We start from the raw sequence: 16,157 nt of genomic DNA, 5'->3' as shown, positions 1-16,157 counted from the left end.
TGGCAATCTTTGAGCCAAACCAACCACAGAAAGGACAACCAATGGCAAAAAAATCTAAATGGGTCATTGTCGCAACCGAAGGTGCAACAACTGACGGCCGCACAATTCAGCGCAACTGGATTGAAGAAATGGCCGAAAGTTACGATCCGAAAAACACCTACGGCGCACGCATCAACCTTGATCACATCAAATTTTCTATCTATCTCCCTGAACTTGCCAATGCTCACTGCTTTGGTGACGTCTTAGCCGTGAAAGCAGAAGAACGTGAAGATGGCAAATTACAGCTTTTAGCCGAACTTCAACCAACTGACGCACTCATTGCCTTAAACAAAGACGGGCAAAAGGTTTACACGTCCGTTGAAATTGACACCAATTTTGCAGACACAGGTAAGGCATACTTAGTCGGTTTAGCCGTTACGGATAATCCGGCAAGCTTAGGCACAGAAATGTTAAGTTTCTCACACAATGGCTTAAATGCCCGCAAGTTAAAAGCAGATAACATCTTCTCAGCCGCCATTGAAACAGAATTAGATTTCGAAGGTTGGAATGGAGATGAACATCAATCTGTATTTGCAAAAATCAAAGCGTTATTTGCGAAAAAAGAAAAATCGGATGATGAACGCTTTTCAGACCAATCCAGTGCCATTGAGCTTTTAGCCGAACAACAAAAGGAAATCTTGGAAAAATTGACCGCACTTCACGGCGATTTTGCAAATCAACAAGCCGAAATTGAAGAAATGAAAGCGAGCAATGAAGAAATCCATGCCACGTTTGAAGAACTCAAACAAAAGCCGGCACAAGCCGAAAACTCCCGCCCATTAGTTTATGGTGAAGAACCTGAAACTGACGGCCGCTTCTTTTAATTTATCTTAGGAAAAAACCAAATGAATAAATTTACTCAACAAAAATTCCAAGCTTACATTGCAGGCGTTGCACAAGATAACGGCGAAGATGTGGCATTCGTTGCGAATGGCGGACAATTTACCGTTACTCCTACAATGCAACAAAAACTAGAAAACGCAGTGCTTGAAAGTTCCGATTTCTTAAAACGCATCAATGTGGTGCCAGTTACTGAAATGAAAGGTTCTGCATTGCGTTTGGGCGTGCTTTCACCAGTTGCAAGTCGCACAGATACCAACACCAAAGCACGTGAAACCACGGACATCCACAACTTACAAGAAAACTTATATTCTTGCGAACAAACCAACTTTGACACGCATTTAAACTATGCAACGTTAGACAGTTGGGCAAAATTCCCTGACTTTGCGGCACGAGTTGGCAAACTTAAAGCAGAGCGCATTGCATTAGACCGTATTATGATCGGTTGGAACGGCACAAGCGTGGCTGCGACAACCAACCGTGCAACAAATCCATTGTTGCAAGACGTGAACAAAGGTTGGTTAGTTCAAATCGAAGAAAAAGCCACTCAACGTGTGATGAAGGAAGCGAAAAGCGGCACAGGCAAAATCGAAATCGGTGAAAGTAAAGAATATAAAAATCTTGATGCATTAGTTTTTGCATTAAAAGAAGATTTCATCCCTGACCAATACCGTGACGACACAAAACTTGTGGCGATTATGGGTAGCGACTTATTAGCGGACAAATACTTCCCGCTTATCAACCAATCAAAACCAAGCGAACAAGCGGCAGGTGATGCTGTAATCAGCCAAAAACGTGTTGGCGGTTTACAAGCCGTAACCGTGCCATACTTCCCGAAAGGCACTGTATTGGTGACATCACTCGACAACTTGTCAATCTATGTGCAAGAAGAGCGCATGCGTCGTCACTTAAAAGACGTGCCGGAACGCAACCGTGTGGAAGATTACTTGTCATCCAATGAAGCTTATGTAGTTGAAAACTACGAAGCAGTGGCGATGGCGAAGAATATCACCGTTCTTGATGCACCAACTCACGCGTAATCATAATGCGACCAACTAAACGTCACTTTCTTGAAGTTTCTGCCGCTATCGCTAATGCGGCAGAAACCGAAGATCTAAGCGACTTCACGGAATACGAAAAAATGTGCCGTATTCTTGCGCGACATCGAAAGGATTTGAAAAACATCCAATCGACAGAACGCAAAGCCGCATTTAAAAAGCAAATTTTGCCTGACTATCTGCCATGGATTACAGGGGCGTTATCTGCCGGAACAGGAAAACAAGATAACGTCTTGATGACATGGTGCGTGTGGGCGATTGACTGTGGCGAATATCATCTCGCCTTACAGATTGCAGATTATGCCGTATTTCATGATTTACGCTTGCCCGAGCCATTTACCCGAACACTTGGCACCGTGTTGGCAGAAGAATTTGCCGACCAAGCAAAAACCGCACAAGCCGCCAATCAGCCATTCGAAGTGTCGTACTTAGAGCAAGTACAACGCATCACCGCTGAATGTGACATGCCAGATGAAAGCCGTGCGCGATTGTTACGCGAATTAGGCTTGTTATTGGTTGAAAAGAACCCTGAACAAGCCTTGCAATATCTTGAACGTGCTTTAGGTTTAGATCAGAAAGTGGGCGTAAAAGGCGACATTAAAAAATTACGCAAAAAATTAAGCAAAGCCGATGAATAATCGGATTTGATAACGAGCAAACCACGCACCCGTCGGGCGGATTAAAAGTGCGGTCAAATTCTGACGGATTTTTGGCCGTGCTTAATTTAATCCTCACCCGACTTTTTTTATAAGGGAAAACATGAGCGACGGATCTCTATCAGTAAAACTTGCCCCTGACTATGAGATGGGCGCAGTGCAAAAACAACTGGAAGATTACGGAACAGGCGAAGATATTATTCGAAACGATGATTTTTTCCCTGACATTTCTCTTTCTGCTTTTCGCAATCAATATCGTGCAGACGGCACAGTCACCGAACAACGCTTGCAAGATGCCTTGATTGAAGCCATCGCCAGTGTGAATGATGAATTGTCCATATTCAAAGCACAAAGCGAACATCACTTCCTTGAACAAATCCCCGCACCATCAATCAACGGTGAAAGCGTGTTGATTTATCGCTATAAACGTGCAGTGAACTGTTTGGCATTGGCTAACCTTTACGAGCGTTACGCAAGCTATGACAGCACCAATGATGGCGAAAAGAAAATGGATTTACTCAAAGACAGCATCAACGAATTAAGACGAGATGCACGCTTTGCTATTAGCGACATCATCGGCAAAAAACGGGTCGATGCGGAGTTAATTTAATGGAAGTTTACGCACAACAAAATGACAACTTGGACGCCATTCTTTATCGCTATTTTGGCCGCAGTGAAGGGCTTTTAGAAATTGCGTGCGAATTAAATCCGCACTTAATGGATAAACCCGTCATTCCAATCGGAACACCAGTAATATTGCCAGAAACTGACACGGAAAAGATCAGCGTGGCAAGTGACACTATACAACTTTGGAGCTGATATGCACGACACACCATCAAGAGCATCTTACATATCAGGATTATTTGCCTTCTTCATCGGACGCATTGCGGATATGTTTTCAAATGTAAATTGGGCTGACGTGGCATCAGTAACAGGTATTGTGATCGGCGTCGCAACATTCCTTGTAAATTGGTATTACAAGAAAAAAGATTTTGAATTAAAAGAAAAAGAATTAAACCAACGGAACCATCACCATGATTAAACGATCCGCAAAATATGCCTGCAGTGTAGTGGCGATTGTAGGATTGGCACTCTCTTTACACGGGAATGAAATTAGAACATCACAAAAAGGCTTGCTATTAACTGGCAATGCCGAAGGCTGTCAACGAGTGCCATATAACTGCCCTGCTGATGTATTAACATTCGGGCTAGGAACAACTGACGCAGTAGAAAAAGTCATTCCACATAAAGTCTATACAGATGAAGAAATTGCAAATGCCTTTACAAAGGGAATAAAACAAGCCGAAAAATGCGTGAATACGTATGCAAACGGTCAAGCAATGCCGCAAGGTGCATTTGATGCCTTAGTGTCAATTACCTTTAATGCAGGGTGCGGGAACTTAAAAAACAGCACGCTTTTTAAAATGGCACGGAAAGGATACAGCAAAGCTATGTGCGGTCAATTTGAACGATGGATTTATGCAAACGGCGTTCCACTTAAAGGCTTAATCGAAAGACGACAAAAGGAGAAAGCATTATGTTTGGGTTCTTAACAAAAAAAGAAAAATACATTTTATTGGTTGGCCCGCTCATGCTTGTGGCGATCATCCTGTTTCAAGGGTGGCAGGCAAACCATTGGCGAGCCGAAGCAGCAAAAGAAGAACAATTAAAACAACAATGGGAAGCGTCTTACGTTGCTTTAAATGAAAGCGTGGATAAATTCAACGAGCAACAAAAAGCACTCACGGAAGCCGTTAATCAATTAAAAATCTCTCAAACCAAGCAAACACAGGATTTAAAAAATGCACTTAAAAAACACCAAGATTGGGCTGATACTTTTATCCCTGATGATGTTAGCGGCGTGTTCAACAACTCCGAAAATCATTAAACAGCCAATTCTATGCCCGCAAGTTGCTGAATGTACGCCATTTGCCGCCACAATTAAAACCAACGGAGATTTGGCTAACGCTTATCTACAAAGCCAACAAAAGCTAAGAGTATGCATTGTTGAAAATCAAGCATTGAAGAAATGCATTGATGAATTTAATAAACAGGAAAAACAATGACCGATCAATTTGACCGTGCGCAACAGCTCGAAGAAATGCAACGTGAAATCGCCCTAAAAAAACACCGCACTTTTAAAGCAGTAAGTCGCCTTTATTGTGAAGATTGCGACATCCCCATCCCTGAAAAACGCCGCCAATTAATTCAAGGCGTAACGCGTTGCGTGGATTGTCAGCAGAAATATGAAATGCAACAACGGAATTTCAGAAAATGAAAAAGCCAAACCAACTGCGAAAAATCCTTGAACAAAGTCACCAAGACTTTGTGAAAAATCCTGACCGCTTACAGCTTTATGTTGACGGCGGTCAAGTTGTTGCAACAGGTAGCACTTCACTAAGTTTTGAGTATCGTTACACGCTCAACATCATTATCACCGATTTTGCCTTTGATATTGCAAGCCTCATCGTGCCGATTAATGCGTATTTACGGAAAAACCAACCTGAACTATTCGAAAATCCGCAACGACGTGAAAACGCCTTTAAATTTCAACTGGATTACAACAATAACAACACGGCGGACGTGTCGTTTGAAATCCAACTTACCGAACGAGTTGTGGCAAAACAAGTGGGCGAAAACGTGCAGATGACTTACGCCACAGAACCAACCGCACCGGAATGGGAAACATTAAACACGTTGAAAGTTTATCTTGAAAAAATAGACGATGAACATTTGATTTTCAAAGGCGGTGAATAATGGCAACGGTGGAAGAAGTCCAAGCGAAACTAACCGCACTGATTAATAATCTCTCACCGCAAGCCCGCCGTCAGTTGGCCAGAAACATTGGGCAAGCTTTACGAAAAAATCAACAAGCCCGCATCGCACGTCAAGAAAACCCAGACGGCACAGCATTTGAGCCAAGAAAACCAAGAAAAGAATTTGGCAAAAAGAAAGGCAGAATTAAACGAAAAGCCATGTTTGCGAAGTTAAGAACGGCAAGATATTTCAAAATTCAAAGCAATGCCAATGAAGTGTCGGTCGGGTTCAATGGGTCAAGTGCAATGATCGCCAAAGTGCATCAATACGGATTAATGAGCAGTCCTTCAAAAACAAAAGATTTCAAAGTGCGGTATGCACAGCGTGAATTATTAGGCTTTAGCCAAAGCGATTTAGATGTGATTGAAGATTTAGTTTTAGCGCAATTATCTATGTAACCTATGTAGTTAAATATTTGTTTTGGTATTGTTTGCAGCCAAAACAATTAGCCCGAAAATAAGGGTAAACAATATAGATAAAATAACGCTATCAGTGATAAGCCAAAGAACAAAAATCAACGAGATAATAGGAACAAATGCCACGGTTGCCATACTAAACACAGCAGAAATAGCAGCAAAAGTTAGGCAGCCAGTAAAAAACAAACCTAATCCAATGAATAACGGAATGCCAATTAATGCAAGTATAAGCGACATATATTCTCCTGTTAGTTTGTTTTGTTTAATTATTAAACATAGAAAAATAATTTGTCAATAAAAATAGTGAGTTTTTATGAATAATTTACAATTATCTGTTTTGTTAAATGCCATTGATAAAATGTCAGCGCCAGTTCGGAACGCCTCCAAAAGTGTTCGGGAATTGTCCGCGAAGTTGCGTGAAAACAAAAATGCACAACGACAACTAGCACAACAAAACAAACAGCATGCAGAAGCTATGAAACAATATGCTTCAACGATCAATCCGTTGAAAGCAAAATTATCATCTTTAAATAACGAACTGTCTGCGGCAAAACAAAAAGCGGCGTCTTATTCTCAATATTTAAAAAATGCCAAAAATCCAACTGAAGGATTTAAAAAAGAAGTTGAAAAAGCTAGAGGTGCAGTAAAAAAACTCAAACAAGAACAAGTTGCCGCATCAAATAAATTACAACAGGCAAAACTAGCCTTATCGCAAGCTGGTATTTCAGCTGAAAAATTAGCTCAAAATCAGCGAAACTTACAAAGAAATACGAAAGCGGCAACAGATCAAATCAAACACCAAGAAGAAGCGTTGAAGAAACTGAACGCCAAACAAGAGGCCTATAATCGCTATCGTGGACAAGTTGAAAAATTAAAAGATATTAGCGGGAAAGCTCAAATTATTGGTGCGCAATCCATGGCGGCAGGTGCGACAATTACTGCGCCAATCGCCAACGTCACAAAAGATTTTATGACTTTTGAAGATGCCATGATCGGCGTCGCTCGTCAGGTCGATGGATTAAAAGATAAATCAGGGAACTTTACGCAAGAATTTGACCAATGGAAAATCAAAATTCATGACCTATCAAAAGAATTGCCGCTCACAACCGTGCAAATTGCCAACATGATTGAAAGTGCAGCACGAATGGACATTGCAAAAGATGAACTTGAAGATTTTGTAAGATTGAATACACAAATGGCAATCGCATTTGATGCCAAAAATCCAGATGAATTGGTTGAGTCATTTGGAAAAGTGAGCAAAAACTTCAACCTAACGCAAAAACAAACAAAAGAGCTTGCTGACACAATCAACTACTTAGATGATAACGCCATATCCAAAGGGACAGGTATCATCGGCTATATGAACCGTGTTGCTGGTATCGCTGCCATAGCTAAAATTACCGATAAAAATATGGCGGCCTTGGGTTCTACCTTGCAGACATTGGGGGCGGAAGAAGAAGATAGTGCCACCGCTGTTACAACTATTTTTACTCGATTAGGTGTGGCCGGAAATCACGAAGAAGTTGATGGCGCATTGAAAAAACTCAAATTAAATCCACAAAAAATAGCAAAAGGAATGGCAAAAGATGCACAAAGCACATTAATGCTTATCGTCAATAAAATTAAGGGATTGGACGATGATGCAAAAAGCGATGTAATGAAAGGTCTTGTCGGCATTCCACATATTAAAACCATCTCAAAACTTGTGGCAAATACAGAAGAATGGCGCAGACAAATTGAACTGGCAAATAGCGAAGCAGCAAAAGGATCAATGGGGCGTGAATTTGACACAAGAATGAAAGCTTTGTCTGCATCAACTCAAATTTTCACAAACCGCTTATTTAACTTGAAAACGGCAATTGGCGGCACACTCGCCCCAACCTTACACAACATCTTAGATAAGTTGGGCGGTGTAGTTGATAAATTTAAGGCTTGGATTGAAACAAACCCAGAACTTGCTAGAAAAATTTTACTTGTCGCATCAGCATTAGGGACAACACTTACTGCATTTGGTGCGCTAAGTCTTGCATTAAGCTTTGTTTTATATCCCATGGCACGGGTTGCACTTGGATTCGGGAAACTCACCGGGCTAAATACACTGCTTGCAAAAAGCTTTAATTACACGACAAAGGCAGCAATCGCATCTAATAAAAATTTACTCTCATTCCGTGGGTGGTCAAATGTTTTTTCATCAGCACAAACAACCCTAACAGGTCTTCTAGGAAAAATCACTAAACTAAATACACTAAAAGTATTATTAGGTGCATTGAAAGCATGGACAATGCCTGTGAGAATGATTTTTATCGGATTAAGTTCATCCATCTCATTTTTGCTCTCCCCTATTGGTGTAGTGGTTGCTGCAGTAGTTGGCGCAGGAATTTATATTTATAAAAACTGGGAAAAAGTAAAATCCTTTTTCAGCGGGTTCTTAAATGGCTTGCAATCAGGATTACAGCCAGTCATCGACAAATTCAAACCGTTTGTCGGATGGATTGAAAGTGTATTTAACTGGTTTACAAATCTTCTTTCGCCAATCCAAAGCACAAAAGAAGATTTAGATGCCGCTGCAAGCGCTGGTAAACAATTTGGGGAATGGGTCGCTTTTGGCATTGATTTAGCATTAAAACCACTCCAACTATTAATTGATGGCGTGAAGTGGTTGATTGATAATCTACCTAAAATCAATGAGCAAAATCAAAAAGCCAAAGCATTAAAAGAAGAAACCATGAAAGCCGCGTTTGGAAATGGCGTGCTTGGCCAAACCATGGCGGCAATGGCAGATATTCCAGAATACGCAACAGGCGGTTACACCGGAAATGGCGGCAAATACCAACCGATGGGCATTGTTCACGGTGGTGAATATGTCATGACAAAAGAAGCCACAAACCGTCTTGGCATCGCTACGCTGAACGCCTTAAATTACGGAAAACAAGCCTTAATTGCGGGCGGGTTAGGTATCGGACTTGCCACAGCTGCACCAATTCAGGTGGATAGCCGACCGCCAATTTCAGCACGTCCAAGCATCAGCCAAACCATGCAACCCATGGCGGTCAATATCACCATAAATGCACAGGCAGGGCAAAATGAACGACAAATCGCCCAACTTGTTGCCGCCGAGCTTGAACGAATCAACCGACAACAACAAGCAAGGGCAAGAAGTCGAATGACAGATCGGGCATAAAAAATAAAAGGGCGAAAGCCCTTTTTTGTTGCACATTGTAGAAAATAGTTTTATATTTCTTTAAAAAGTTGTAAACTTCGCAAACTTTTATTCTTTGGTGACTTATGACAAATCTATCATTAAATCCTATTTTTGAAAGTTTTGCGCCAATTTTTAAGCAATTAAAAACTGCGGCAATGTCTGCGTTATTTATTGCACCATTGGCGATAAATCATCCTGTTCGGCACACTACACACACAGTTAATATTTTCAGTGTCCAAACAAATGAAAACAAATCAATCAACCAACAAGATATAGAAAAGATTATTGATATGGTGACAGCTGTTTCTGCTATCACTGATTTTGTTATTGCGTCAATCACGGCAGAATCATTAAGCTATATTGATTTAGATGACGTTCTAAGACTAGAAAGTAAAATTAACAAATATGATGATCTAGCTAACAATATTATGGCTAATAATAAATCTCCAGAATTATCAACAACGCTACAATCATTCAGCAATAAAATGCATACACTTTGCAATATGATGAAGTCGGAAAAATACAAACAAGAATCAGATGAAGTGGTTTTATCACGCATTTATCGTACACCTGAAGATGCTGGATACACCTACAAATCATCAGATTCTTTTGATGATTTCAAAAAAGCAGTGATGATGTAGGATAACCAATGAAGGTTGAGTTATCGAAACAATTTCAAGAAGGGCGTTTAAACACGCCCTTTTTTAAAGACATTCAAGCCATGTCAGATGAAGAATTGCAGCTTATCTTTGATTTTATGCAATCCATTGAACAAGGGAAACGATTAAGCGGTAAAAATAAACCATCTTGGCTTGATGATAATCTCAATGACATTCCAAATACAGAAGTTTATAAACAAAACGAAATATGGCATTATCACTGTGGCCCTTACAATAAAGGATCTAGATATAGCCCTATGAGTGGGCTAAAAATGAATTTGGACGGTGAAACATCAGGGCCTGTAATTCATTATCAAAAAATATCAGATGAACATATTGTGATTATCGCTTTTTCCCCACAACACAAACCATTCCCACGCGAATGGGATAAACCCAACCCAATCATTGATCGAACAGAATAAGCAAGTCGCCTGACTTGCTTTTTTGTTACCAAGTTTTTCACACTCCCCCACACTCGCAAAATTAAACAAACTCACCAAAAATAGGGGCAATTATTACAAGTAGAAATCCGCCAATGTCAGCCGATAACAACCGCAGAATTGAAAGCATCATCCGCTTTGGCTTAATTGCCGAAGTCGATCATGCACAAGCAAAAGCACGGGTAAAGTGCGGTGAAATATTAACGGATTTTATCCCATTCATCACAATGCGATCAGGTACAACAAAAACATGGTCGCCGCCAACACAAGGCGAACAGTGCGTCATCTTGTCGGCAAGCGGTGAACTGACAACAGCGTGCATCATCACAGGGCTTTACACACAAAACAGCCCAAGCCATTCAGCCGATGAACACGTGATCGAATTTGCCGATGGCGCAAAAATCACCTACAACCAAACAAACAGCGATTTGGTTGTGACAGGAATAAAAACAGCCAACATCAAAGCCGCGAATCAAATAAATATTGATTGCCCCACTGTCAACATTAAAGGCAATGTAAATATTGATGGAAAAGTGACATCAACTGGCGACATGATAGCGGGCGGAATCAGTCAGATGACACATAAACACAAAGATGTGTCGAAAGGTAAAGATAAAACTGGAGAGCCTGAATAATGAATCGATTTACAGGCGAGAAAATCACAAGCGAAACGGAACACATCAAACAGTCAATTGCAGACATTTTATTGACGCCAATCGGCTCACGTTTACAACGCCGAGATTATGGCAGTCGTATTCCGGAACTCATTGACAGACCAATGAATCACGCTTTGTTGCTCCAACTTGCCGCAAGTGCGGTGATGGCATTGCACAAATGGGAACCCCGTGTGACGATTAGCCAATTTAAACCACAACTTACAGATAACGGCATCACTTGCTCCATTGTGGGCAGAACAAAAAATCAAAACAACGTCATCAATTATGATGATGTATGGCTAGGCGGTAAGAATGAGCGAATTAGTTGATTTAAAAAAACTACCCGCACCAAAAGTTGTGCAGGAACTCAGTTATGAAACCTTACTTACGCAGAGAAAAGAAAAGTTTCTGTCATTACAAGAAAGTGATGAGATGCGGCAACATTGGCAAGCTCGTTTACAGTTAGAGAGCGAGCCAGTAGTTAAATTGCTCGAAGAAAATGCTTATCTAGAACTCTTGCTAAGAACAAATATTAATGAATCTGCCAAAGCCGTAATGCTTGCCTATGCGACAGGCTCAGATTTAGATCAATTAGGGGCATTATTTGGCGTTACTCGATTAATTATTCAAGCCGAAGATTTAAAAAGCAATCCACCTACCACAGCAAAATATGAAGATGACGAACGCTTTCGAACACGCATTCAAATGTCATTAGAAGGATTAACCACAGCTGGCAGTCGTGCAAGCTATGAATTCCATGCACTTTCCACATCGGCAAAAATAAAAGATGTTGATGTGACAAGCCCAACCGCTGGCACGGTAAAGGTCGCTATCTTGTCAACAGAAGGACAAGGAACAGCAGACGGAGATTTAATTAAAGCGGTAAAAGAACAGTTGAATGCCGAGCATATCCGCCCACTAACCGATACAGTATTAGTCGAAAGTGCAGTAATCTTAACTTATGAAATTCAAGCAACCATTACACTTTATCCATCAGTACTAGAAAGCGTTGTAATGGGGAATGTCAACCAAGCTATTACAAGTTATGTAAATAAACAACATTCACTTGGCATTGATATTACTCGCTCAGGCATCTATGCCGCACTACATCAAGAAGGTGTACAGAACGTTAAACTAACTAAACCGATGGATGATTTAATCGTACAGCCACACCAAGCGGCATATTGCACACAAATTCAAGTTAATTTAGGCGGTAGAGATGAATAGTTATCTATTGCCGACAGGATCAAGCAAGCTAGAAAAGCAATTATCTAATACGTTTTCTGCCATTTCTGAAATTCCTGTACCAATTCGCCTTTTATGGAGCGCTGAACATTGCCCCGTGAATTTATTGCCGTGGCTTGCTTGGTCGCTCTCAATTGATGAATGGGACGACGACTGGAGTGAAGAGAATAAACGGCAAGCCATTTTAAATAGCATTCACGTTCACAAGCATAAAGGAACAATTTCAGCCATTCGACGCGTGATGAAGTCAGTGGGTTATGGCGAAGTGGATATTATAGAAAACCAATCACTTAAAACATGGAATGGTGAACTAAGTTTTGATGGTTCAGAGACCTTTGAGCATGAAGGAATGCACTGGGCAGAATACAAAATTGTGTTACATCAGCCCATTACTATTGAAGAATCAAAGCAAGTGCGGCGGATTTTAAATGAAAATGCCCCTGCACGTTGTCATTTGGTTGCGTTTAATTTTACAAGGGCCGGTCATCGTTGGGATGGCAACATCAAATTTGACGGAAACTTTACTTTTGGAGAAGTATAAATGGGGAAAATTACCGAACAACCACAATGGGAAGATGATGTCTATCTCATTGAAAAACAAGACAAGGTATTAGGTGGCGAACTTGGCGTAATTAACGTACAAGCTAAACAACTAGCCAACCGAACCAAATATTTAAAAGACCAAGTGGACGGTATCAACCGAGACCGTACAGGCTATGCACCAAAAGCAAGCCCAGCGTTCACCGGCATCCCAACCGCCCCTACTGCCAACCAAAACACCAACAACACCCAAATTGCGACGACAGAATTTGTGAAAACCGCAATCGCCGCATTGGTAGGTTCAGCCCCAGCAGCATTGGACACGTTGGAAGAATTATCCCGTGCGTTGGAAGGTGATGCAAATTTAAAATCGACGTTGCTTGCTGAAATCGGAAAAAAAGCCAACGCCACTGATTTTAATGCATTACATGATTTATTTATTGGTATCCCGATCCCTTACCCACTCTCTACCGTCCCACAAGGTTGTTTAGCCATGAATGGTCAAAGATTTGACAAATCACACTATCCTAAGCTTGCGCTGAAATACCCATCAGGCACACTCCCTGATATGCGGGGTGAATTTATTCGTGGTGTTGATAATGGAAGAAATATTGATTCGGGGCGAGGGATATTGTCATCTCAATCTGACGAGATCAGATCTCATGCTCATAAGTTCAGATATGTGGGTCAGAATCAAAGAGCAGAATCAAACAGAACTAATATTATTGACCAACTGACAGTAGGCGATTCAGTATTCAGAACAGATAGACCAAATGATGCAATCATCAAAGTGGCAAACGAATCTGATGTGAAATATGGGAAAACACCGTTCGCCGATGTATCAATTTATATCAATAACGCGGGAGGGGCGGAAACTAGACCACGCAACATCGCCTATCACTACATCTGTTTGGCCGAATAAGGAGCAAAAATGACCATAACATTTAATCAAGAAGGATTTGCCGAAAACAGCGGTGAAATCACCGTGTATTGCACTGATGCTAAAGGGGTTTACACAAAAGAAACAACGGAGTATGTCAGCGAAGGTGGAAGCCTTGCGGCTGGTAGTTATTTAGATGCCCCGCCACAACCGAAACAAGGCTTTGTAATTGTTCGAGTGGATAACAATTGGCAATATCAAGCAGACCACCGCGGAACCTATTACAGCAAGGAAACAGGCGAAAAAGTAGAACACACAACACTGGGTGAATTGTCTGATAATTTAACCGCACTTGCACCACTTAACGAACCTTGCAAGTGGAATGGCACTGAATGGGTAAAAGATGAAGCTAAAATTGCTGATAATTTTGCAAAAAATCAAGCAAAGCTGATTGCAAATATTGATGAACATGCAGCAAGAATTTACAGCACATGGACACGCTTTGAGTCAGAATATCGTGAACGTCAATCAGCAGCCGAATCATTCAAGGCCGCAAATTATCAAGGAGAATGCAGCCGATACATCACAGACTTTGCAAAACGTGCTGGGCTTGATAATCAATCAGCAACAAATCTTATTCTAACGCAAGCCGCAGGGCTTGAAAAACTGCAGGTAGAACTTGCCAACCAACGTATGCGAAAGTACGAATTAAAGATGCCAAAATTAACGCTTGAAAAGATGCAATCAATCCATGACGACATCATCAAACAAATGGATGCATTGATGGAGGCATACCAAAATGGCTAAGGTTTATTTGGCAATGTATAAACACAAACGAGACTGGCGGAAAGAACCAGTCAAAGCAATTGCCGACATCATCACTCGTTTTTTCACAAAGGGAAAATATTCACACTGCGAAATAGCCATCAAGCGCACTGAAACTCTTTTTGATTGCTATTCATCATCCGTGCAAGACGGTGGCGTGCGTTGTAAGCAGATTAATGTGTCAGATAGCGAGAAATGGGATTTAATCTCGCTCAATGATGTTAAGGAAGAGAAAATTAAAGCCTATTTTAACCGCACGTTAGGCTGTAAATATGACTGGTGGGGCGCATTAGGTGTAGTGCTAGGCGTTAAGCAAAAACGGAGCAAATATTTCTGTTCAGAGTGGTGTTTTAATGCAATTCATGGTGGTGAAAGCGGATGGCGGTTCAGCCCTAGTCAGTTAGCAATCATATTTGGGGTAATCAATGAATGAAATAATTTTTGATTGGATCCGTGGGGATGATGAATTCGAAACACTCATTTTTAATAATGATGACGACACCCCAATGGACTTTACAGGGAGTCAATTTGATTTGCATATTGTGCCGGAACGAAGTCAATCAGAGACCATTAAGCTATCAACCACAAATGGCTTAACCGTTAAAGAAAACGAAATCACACTGCACGTGTCGCACGACCAAACAGAAAATGCAGATTGGTCGGTGGCAAGTTGGGATTTGCAACAAACTGACAAAAACGGATTAATTAGCACCCTTTGCGGTGGCAAAGTGCGGTTAAAACGGGATGTCACAAGGGGGTGAAATGTGTATAAAGACTAAGGCGAAAGCCAAACACAAAGTGACACTCAAGCCTAAACAACAACACAAAATCACCGTCCAAAAAGGATATGCCAATATCGGCGGCGATTTTGACACAAGAACATTACCAAACATCAACGAATTAATTATTCACTACAACATCGGAGCGCTTTAATGGCAAGACAAGAATTTAATCAAACAATCACAGACTTTGCTGAATTTGTGGGGATGAAAGATAAAGAGATTATCAAGCTAATCGGGGCAATGCAAAGCCTAACCACAACTCAGAAAGATACGATTGTTGGCGCAATCAATGAGATGAATCAGCGAATCAACAGCCTATCAAGCAGTGCGGCCGGCATTAATGATAGTGCGACAAATGAAACAGCAACATTATCAGCCAAGAAAATTCTTGAGCTTTTAAATCAAGCGAAAGCCGATGTAAAAAATGAGCTTTTAGGCGGACAAGTTGATGCAAGCATTGACACCATCAAAGAGCTTGGCGATATGTTGAAGAACATTCAAACAGGTGAAGATGGCTTAAATAAGTTGGTTCAAAAGCTCACCCAAACAAATCAATCTTTAGCACTGCTTGTTGAAAAGTTTACTGTGCTTGACGGATTGAGTTTAAAGGACGCATATAACAGAGGTTACAATAAATAATGACATTTCAAACTGGCGTGACTGAATTCGCTGAATTTGTCGGCAGTGAAATTAGACGGATTGAAAAGAAAATTCCGACAGATGGTGGTGGCCAATCCAGTGATTCAATGATAATTACTGGAAATGGACGACCAGACAAGCCTGAAACAACAGACGGTAAGATTACAGGAAGAGAGCCAAATGGAGCTTTCTATAACTCAACAAATGGCGCTGGCGTTGGGGCATACTTGTGGCAGAAACAAAATAACAAGTGGACTGTTATATCGGGTGATACAGGTATTAGACGACTATCTAACATTTCTGTAAATATTAAAGAAGGGGCTATTCATTTAAGACGAGTGAATAACAGAGTTGAGTGTTCTTTCTATGCGGGGCGTTGGGACACTATTTCTTTTTACGGGAGCAGTAATCCTAAATTCACGAGGAAAAATCACGCCAAGCGAATGGATATTTTACCCCCTCC

26 protein-coding genes and 1 pseudogene are annotated in these 16,157 nt (G+C 41.0%); 26 read left to right on the top strand and 1 reads right to left on the bottom strand.

Going from position 1 to position 16,157, the window contains the following annotated elements; all coding sequences use genetic code 11:
• Window positions 1-41: 41 nt before the first annotated feature.
• The 12 genes from AC979_RS00740 to AC979_RS00690 all read left to right on the top strand — a co-directional run bounded on the left by AC979_RS00740 (window position 42) and on the right by AC979_RS00690 (window position 5,808).
• Window positions 42-863 (top strand): GPO family capsid scaffolding protein, encoded by an 822-nt coding sequence (locus AC979_RS00740; protein WP_049372461.1) that lies wholly within the window; start codon window positions 42-44, stop codon window positions 861-863.
• Window positions 864-884: 21 nt separating this feature from the next.
• Window positions 885-1,919: a phage major capsid protein, P2 family gene (locus tag AC979_RS00735; protein ID WP_049372460.1), complete on the top strand. Its 1,035-nt coding sequence runs from the start codon at window positions 885-887 to the stop codon at window positions 1,917-1,919.
• Window positions 1,920-1,924: 5 nt separating this feature from the next.
• Window positions 1,925-2,575 carry a phage terminase small subunit gene (gene gpM, locus AC979_RS00730; protein ID WP_049372459.1) on the top strand — a complete coding sequence of 217 codons (651 nt, stop codon included), beginning with the start codon at window positions 1,925-1,927 and terminating at the stop codon, window positions 2,573-2,575.
• Between the two features lie 121 nt (window positions 2,576-2,696).
• On the top strand, window positions 2,697-3,203 hold the full coding sequence (locus AC979_RS00725) for a head completion/stabilization protein (RefSeq protein WP_049372458.1): 507 nt from the start codon (window positions 2,697-2,699) through the stop codon (window positions 3,201-3,203).
• Window positions 3,203-3,412, top strand: a complete 210-nt coding sequence (locus tag AC979_RS00720; protein ID WP_005700063.1) for a tail protein X — start codon at window positions 3,203-3,205, stop codon at window positions 3,410-3,412. The genes AC979_RS00725 and AC979_RS00720 overlap by 1 nt, the downstream gene beginning before the upstream one ends.
• Window position 3,413: 1 nt before the next feature.
• Complete coding sequence (locus AC979_RS00715; protein ID WP_049372457.1) at window positions 3,414-3,635, top strand: phage holin; 222 nt, start codon at window positions 3,414-3,416, stop codon at window positions 3,633-3,635.
• A complete protein-coding gene (locus AC979_RS00710; RefSeq protein WP_049372456.1) occupies window positions 3,628-4,146 on the top strand; it encodes a lysozyme in 519 nt (172 codons plus the stop codon). Before AC979_RS00715 ends, AC979_RS00710 begins: the two co-directional genes overlap by 8 nt.
• Entirely contained in the window at window positions 4,131-4,481 is a 351-nt protein-coding gene (locus AC979_RS00705; protein ID WP_049372455.1) for a chemotaxis protein, read from the top strand. Before AC979_RS00710 ends, AC979_RS00705 begins: the two co-directional genes overlap by 16 nt.
• Entirely contained in the window at window positions 4,441-4,659 is a 219-nt protein-coding gene (gene lysC / locus AC979_RS10200; protein ID WP_239657824.1) for an Rz1-like lysis system protein LysC, read from the top strand. Before AC979_RS00705 ends, lysC begins: the two co-directional genes overlap by 41 nt.
• Complete coding sequence (locus AC979_RS00700; protein ID WP_005700162.1) at window positions 4,656-4,871, top strand: TraR/DksA family transcriptional regulator; 216 nt, start codon at window positions 4,656-4,658, stop codon at window positions 4,869-4,871. The genes lysC and AC979_RS00700 overlap by 4 nt, the downstream gene beginning before the upstream one ends.
• On the top strand, window positions 4,868-5,350 hold the full coding sequence (locus AC979_RS00695) for a phage tail protein (protein ID WP_049367474.1): 483 nt from the start codon (window positions 4,868-4,870) through the stop codon (window positions 5,348-5,350). Before AC979_RS00700 ends, AC979_RS00695 begins: the two co-directional genes overlap by 4 nt.
• Window positions 5,350-5,808, top strand: a complete 459-nt coding sequence (locus AC979_RS00690; RefSeq protein WP_049372454.1) for a phage virion morphogenesis protein — start codon at window positions 5,350-5,352, stop codon at window positions 5,806-5,808. The genes AC979_RS00695 and AC979_RS00690 overlap by 1 nt, the downstream gene beginning before the upstream one ends.
• Before the next feature lie 9 nt (window positions 5,809-5,817).
• On the opposite strand, the gene AC979_RS00685 is transcribed toward AC979_RS00690, so the two are convergent.
• Window positions 5,818-6,063: a hypothetical protein gene (locus tag AC979_RS00685; protein WP_049372453.1), complete on the bottom strand. Its 246-nt coding sequence runs from the start codon at window positions 6,061-6,063 to the stop codon at window positions 5,818-5,820.
• A gap of 76 nt (window positions 6,064-6,139) precedes the next feature.
• On the opposite strand from AC979_RS00685, the gene AC979_RS00680 reads away from it, so the two are divergent.
• From AC979_RS00680 to AC979_RS00620, 14 genes and pseudogenes are all read left to right on the top strand, one after another.
• The gene (locus tag AC979_RS00680; RefSeq protein WP_049372452.1) at window positions 6,140-9,007 is read left to right on the top strand and encodes a phage tail tape measure protein; all 2,868 of its coding nucleotides are present in this window, start codon (window positions 6,140-6,142) and stop codon (window positions 9,005-9,007) included.
• A gap of 104 nt (window positions 9,008-9,111) precedes the next feature.
• Window positions 9,112-9,669 (top strand): hypothetical protein, encoded by a 558-nt coding sequence (locus AC979_RS00675; protein ID WP_049372451.1) that lies wholly within the window; start codon window positions 9,112-9,114, stop codon window positions 9,667-9,669.
• Between the two features lie 8 nt (window positions 9,670-9,677).
• Window positions 9,678-10,109, top strand: coding sequence for a hypothetical protein (locus AC979_RS00670; RefSeq protein ID WP_049372450.1), 432 nt, complete (start codon window positions 9,678-9,680; stop codon window positions 10,107-10,109).
• A gap of 113 nt (window positions 10,110-10,222) precedes the next feature.
• Window positions 10,223-10,762 carry a phage baseplate assembly protein V gene (locus tag AC979_RS00665; protein WP_049372449.1) on the top strand — a complete coding sequence of 180 codons (540 nt, stop codon included), beginning with the start codon at window positions 10,223-10,225 and terminating at the stop codon, window positions 10,760-10,762.
• Complete coding sequence (locus AC979_RS00660) at window positions 10,762-11,112, top strand: GPW/gp25 family protein (RefSeq protein ID WP_049372448.1); 351 nt, start codon at window positions 10,762-10,764, stop codon at window positions 11,110-11,112. The genes AC979_RS00665 and AC979_RS00660 overlap by 1 nt, the downstream gene beginning before the upstream one ends.
• A complete protein-coding gene (locus tag AC979_RS00655; protein WP_049372447.1) occupies window positions 11,096-12,010 on the top strand; it encodes a baseplate assembly protein in 915 nt (304 codons plus the stop codon). The genes AC979_RS00660 and AC979_RS00655 overlap by 17 nt, the downstream gene beginning before the upstream one ends.
• Entirely contained in the window at window positions 12,003-12,569 is a 567-nt protein-coding gene (locus AC979_RS00650) for a phage tail protein I (protein ID WP_049372446.1), read from the top strand. Before AC979_RS00655 ends, AC979_RS00650 begins: the two co-directional genes overlap by 8 nt.
• Window positions 12,570-13,490, top strand: a complete 921-nt coding sequence (locus tag AC979_RS00645) for a phage tail protein (protein ID WP_049372445.1) — start codon at window positions 12,570-12,572, stop codon at window positions 13,488-13,490.
• A gap of 9 nt (window positions 13,491-13,499) precedes the next feature.
• Entirely contained in the window at window positions 13,500-14,255 is a 756-nt protein-coding gene (locus AC979_RS00640) for a hypothetical protein (protein ID WP_049372444.1), read from the top strand.
• Window positions 14,248-14,706 (top strand): hypothetical protein, encoded by a 459-nt coding sequence (locus tag AC979_RS00635; RefSeq protein ID WP_049372443.1) that lies wholly within the window; start codon window positions 14,248-14,250, stop codon window positions 14,704-14,706. The genes AC979_RS00640 and AC979_RS00635 overlap by 8 nt, the downstream gene beginning before the upstream one ends.
• Entirely contained in the window at window positions 14,699-15,034 is a 336-nt protein-coding gene (locus tag AC979_RS00630) for a hypothetical protein (RefSeq protein WP_049372442.1), read from the top strand. The genes AC979_RS00635 and AC979_RS00630 overlap by 8 nt, the downstream gene beginning before the upstream one ends.
• A 1-nt stretch (window position 15,035) precedes the next feature.
• Window positions 15,036-15,206, top strand: a complete 171-nt coding sequence (locus AC979_RS10425) for a hypothetical protein (RefSeq protein ID WP_161797278.1) — start codon at window positions 15,036-15,038, stop codon at window positions 15,204-15,206.
• A complete protein-coding gene (locus AC979_RS00625) occupies window positions 15,206-15,694 on the top strand; it encodes a hypothetical protein (protein WP_049372441.1) in 489 nt (162 codons plus the stop codon). Before AC979_RS10425 ends, AC979_RS00625 begins: the two co-directional genes overlap by 1 nt.
• Window positions 15,694-16,157 (top strand): annotated as a pseudogene (locus AC979_RS00620) (hypothetical protein); the annotation flags it as partial. The gene AC979_RS00625 and the pseudogene AC979_RS00620, both read left to right, overlap by 1 nt.

The sequence above is a fragment of the Parahaemophilus parainfluenzae genome, assembly GCF_001053575.1.
Taxonomy (GTDB): domain Bacteria; phylum Pseudomonadota; class Gammaproteobacteria; order Enterobacterales; family Pasteurellaceae; genus Haemophilus_D; species Haemophilus_D parainfluenzae_S.
This window is presented reverse-complemented; position numbering and strand designations above follow the sequence as displayed.

What these genes read in the sequence shown, in the direction of transcription:
- AC979_RS00650 (WP_049372446.1), top strand. Translation starts at nt 12,003, where the DNA reads ATGAATAGTTATCTATTGCCGACAGGATCAAGCAAGCTAGAAAAGCAA.
- gpM (WP_049372459.1), top strand. Translation starts at nt 1,925, where the DNA reads ATGCGACCAACTAAACGTCACTTTCTTGAAGTTTCTGCCGCTATCGCT.
- AC979_RS00655 (WP_049372447.1), top strand. Translation starts at nt 11,096, where the DNA reads ATGAGCGAATTAGTTGATTTAAAAAAACTACCCGCACCAAAAGTTGTG.
- AC979_RS00700 (WP_005700162.1), top strand. Translation starts at nt 4,656, where the DNA reads ATGACCGATCAATTTGACCGTGCGCAACAGCTCGAAGAAATGCAACGT.
- AC979_RS00725 (WP_049372458.1), top strand. Translation starts at nt 2,697, where the DNA reads ATGAGCGACGGATCTCTATCAGTAAAACTTGCCCCTGACTATGAGATG.
- AC979_RS00715 (WP_049372457.1), top strand. Translation starts at nt 3,414, where the DNA reads ATGCACGACACACCATCAAGAGCATCTTACATATCAGGATTATTTGCC.
- AC979_RS00635 (WP_049372443.1), top strand. Translation starts at nt 14,248, where the DNA reads ATGGCTAAGGTTTATTTGGCAATGTATAAACACAAACGAGACTGGCGG.
- AC979_RS00705 (WP_049372455.1), top strand. Translation starts at nt 4,131, where the DNA reads ATGTTTGGGTTCTTAACAAAAAAAGAAAAATACATTTTATTGGTTGGC.
- AC979_RS00740 (WP_049372461.1), top strand. Translation starts at nt 42, where the DNA reads ATGGCAAAAAAATCTAAATGGGTCATTGTCGCAACCGAAGGTGCAACA.
- AC979_RS00685 (WP_049372453.1), bottom strand. Translation starts at nt 6,063, where the DNA reads ATGTCGCTTATACTTGCATTAATTGGCATTCCGTTATTCATTGGATTA.
- AC979_RS00720 (WP_005700063.1), top strand. Translation starts at nt 3,203, where the DNA reads ATGGAAGTTTACGCACAACAAAATGACAACTTGGACGCCATTCTTTAT.
- AC979_RS00675 (WP_049372451.1), top strand. Translation starts at nt 9,112, where the DNA reads ATGACAAATCTATCATTAAATCCTATTTTTGAAAGTTTTGCGCCAATT.
- AC979_RS00735 (WP_049372460.1), top strand. Translation starts at nt 885, where the DNA reads ATGAATAAATTTACTCAACAAAAATTCCAAGCTTACATTGCAGGCGTT.
- AC979_RS10425 (WP_161797278.1), top strand. Translation starts at nt 15,036, where the DNA reads ATGTGTATAAAGACTAAGGCGAAAGCCAAACACAAAGTGACACTCAAG.
- AC979_RS00645 (WP_049372445.1), top strand. Translation starts at nt 12,570, where the DNA reads ATGGGGAAAATTACCGAACAACCACAATGGGAAGATGATGTCTATCTC.
- AC979_RS00695 (WP_049367474.1), top strand. Translation starts at nt 4,868, where the DNA reads ATGAAAAAGCCAAACCAACTGCGAAAAATCCTTGAACAAAGTCACCAA.
- AC979_RS00710 (WP_049372456.1), top strand. Translation starts at nt 3,628, where the DNA reads ATGATTAAACGATCCGCAAAATATGCCTGCAGTGTAGTGGCGATTGTA.
- lysC (WP_239657824.1), top strand. Translation starts at nt 4,441, where the DNA reads ATGATGTTAGCGGCGTGTTCAACAACTCCGAAAATCATTAAACAGCCA.
- AC979_RS00660 (WP_049372448.1), top strand. Translation starts at nt 10,762, where the DNA reads ATGAATCGATTTACAGGCGAGAAAATCACAAGCGAAACGGAACACATC.
- AC979_RS00625 (WP_049372441.1), top strand. Translation starts at nt 15,206, where the DNA reads ATGGCAAGACAAGAATTTAATCAAACAATCACAGACTTTGCTGAATTT.
- AC979_RS00680 (WP_049372452.1), top strand. Translation starts at nt 6,140, where the DNA reads ATGAATAATTTACAATTATCTGTTTTGTTAAATGCCATTGATAAAATG.
- AC979_RS00665 (WP_049372449.1), top strand. Translation starts at nt 10,223, where the DNA reads ATGTCAGCCGATAACAACCGCAGAATTGAAAGCATCATCCGCTTTGGC.
- AC979_RS00690 (WP_049372454.1), top strand. Translation starts at nt 5,350, where the DNA reads ATGGCAACGGTGGAAGAAGTCCAAGCGAAACTAACCGCACTGATTAAT.
- AC979_RS00630 (WP_049372442.1), top strand. Translation starts at nt 14,699, where the DNA reads ATGAATGAAATAATTTTTGATTGGATCCGTGGGGATGATGAATTCGAA.
- AC979_RS00670 (WP_049372450.1), top strand. Translation starts at nt 9,678, where the DNA reads ATGAAGGTTGAGTTATCGAAACAATTTCAAGAAGGGCGTTTAAACACG.
- AC979_RS00640 (WP_049372444.1), top strand. Translation starts at nt 13,500, where the DNA reads ATGACCATAACATTTAATCAAGAAGGATTTGCCGAAAACAGCGGTGAA.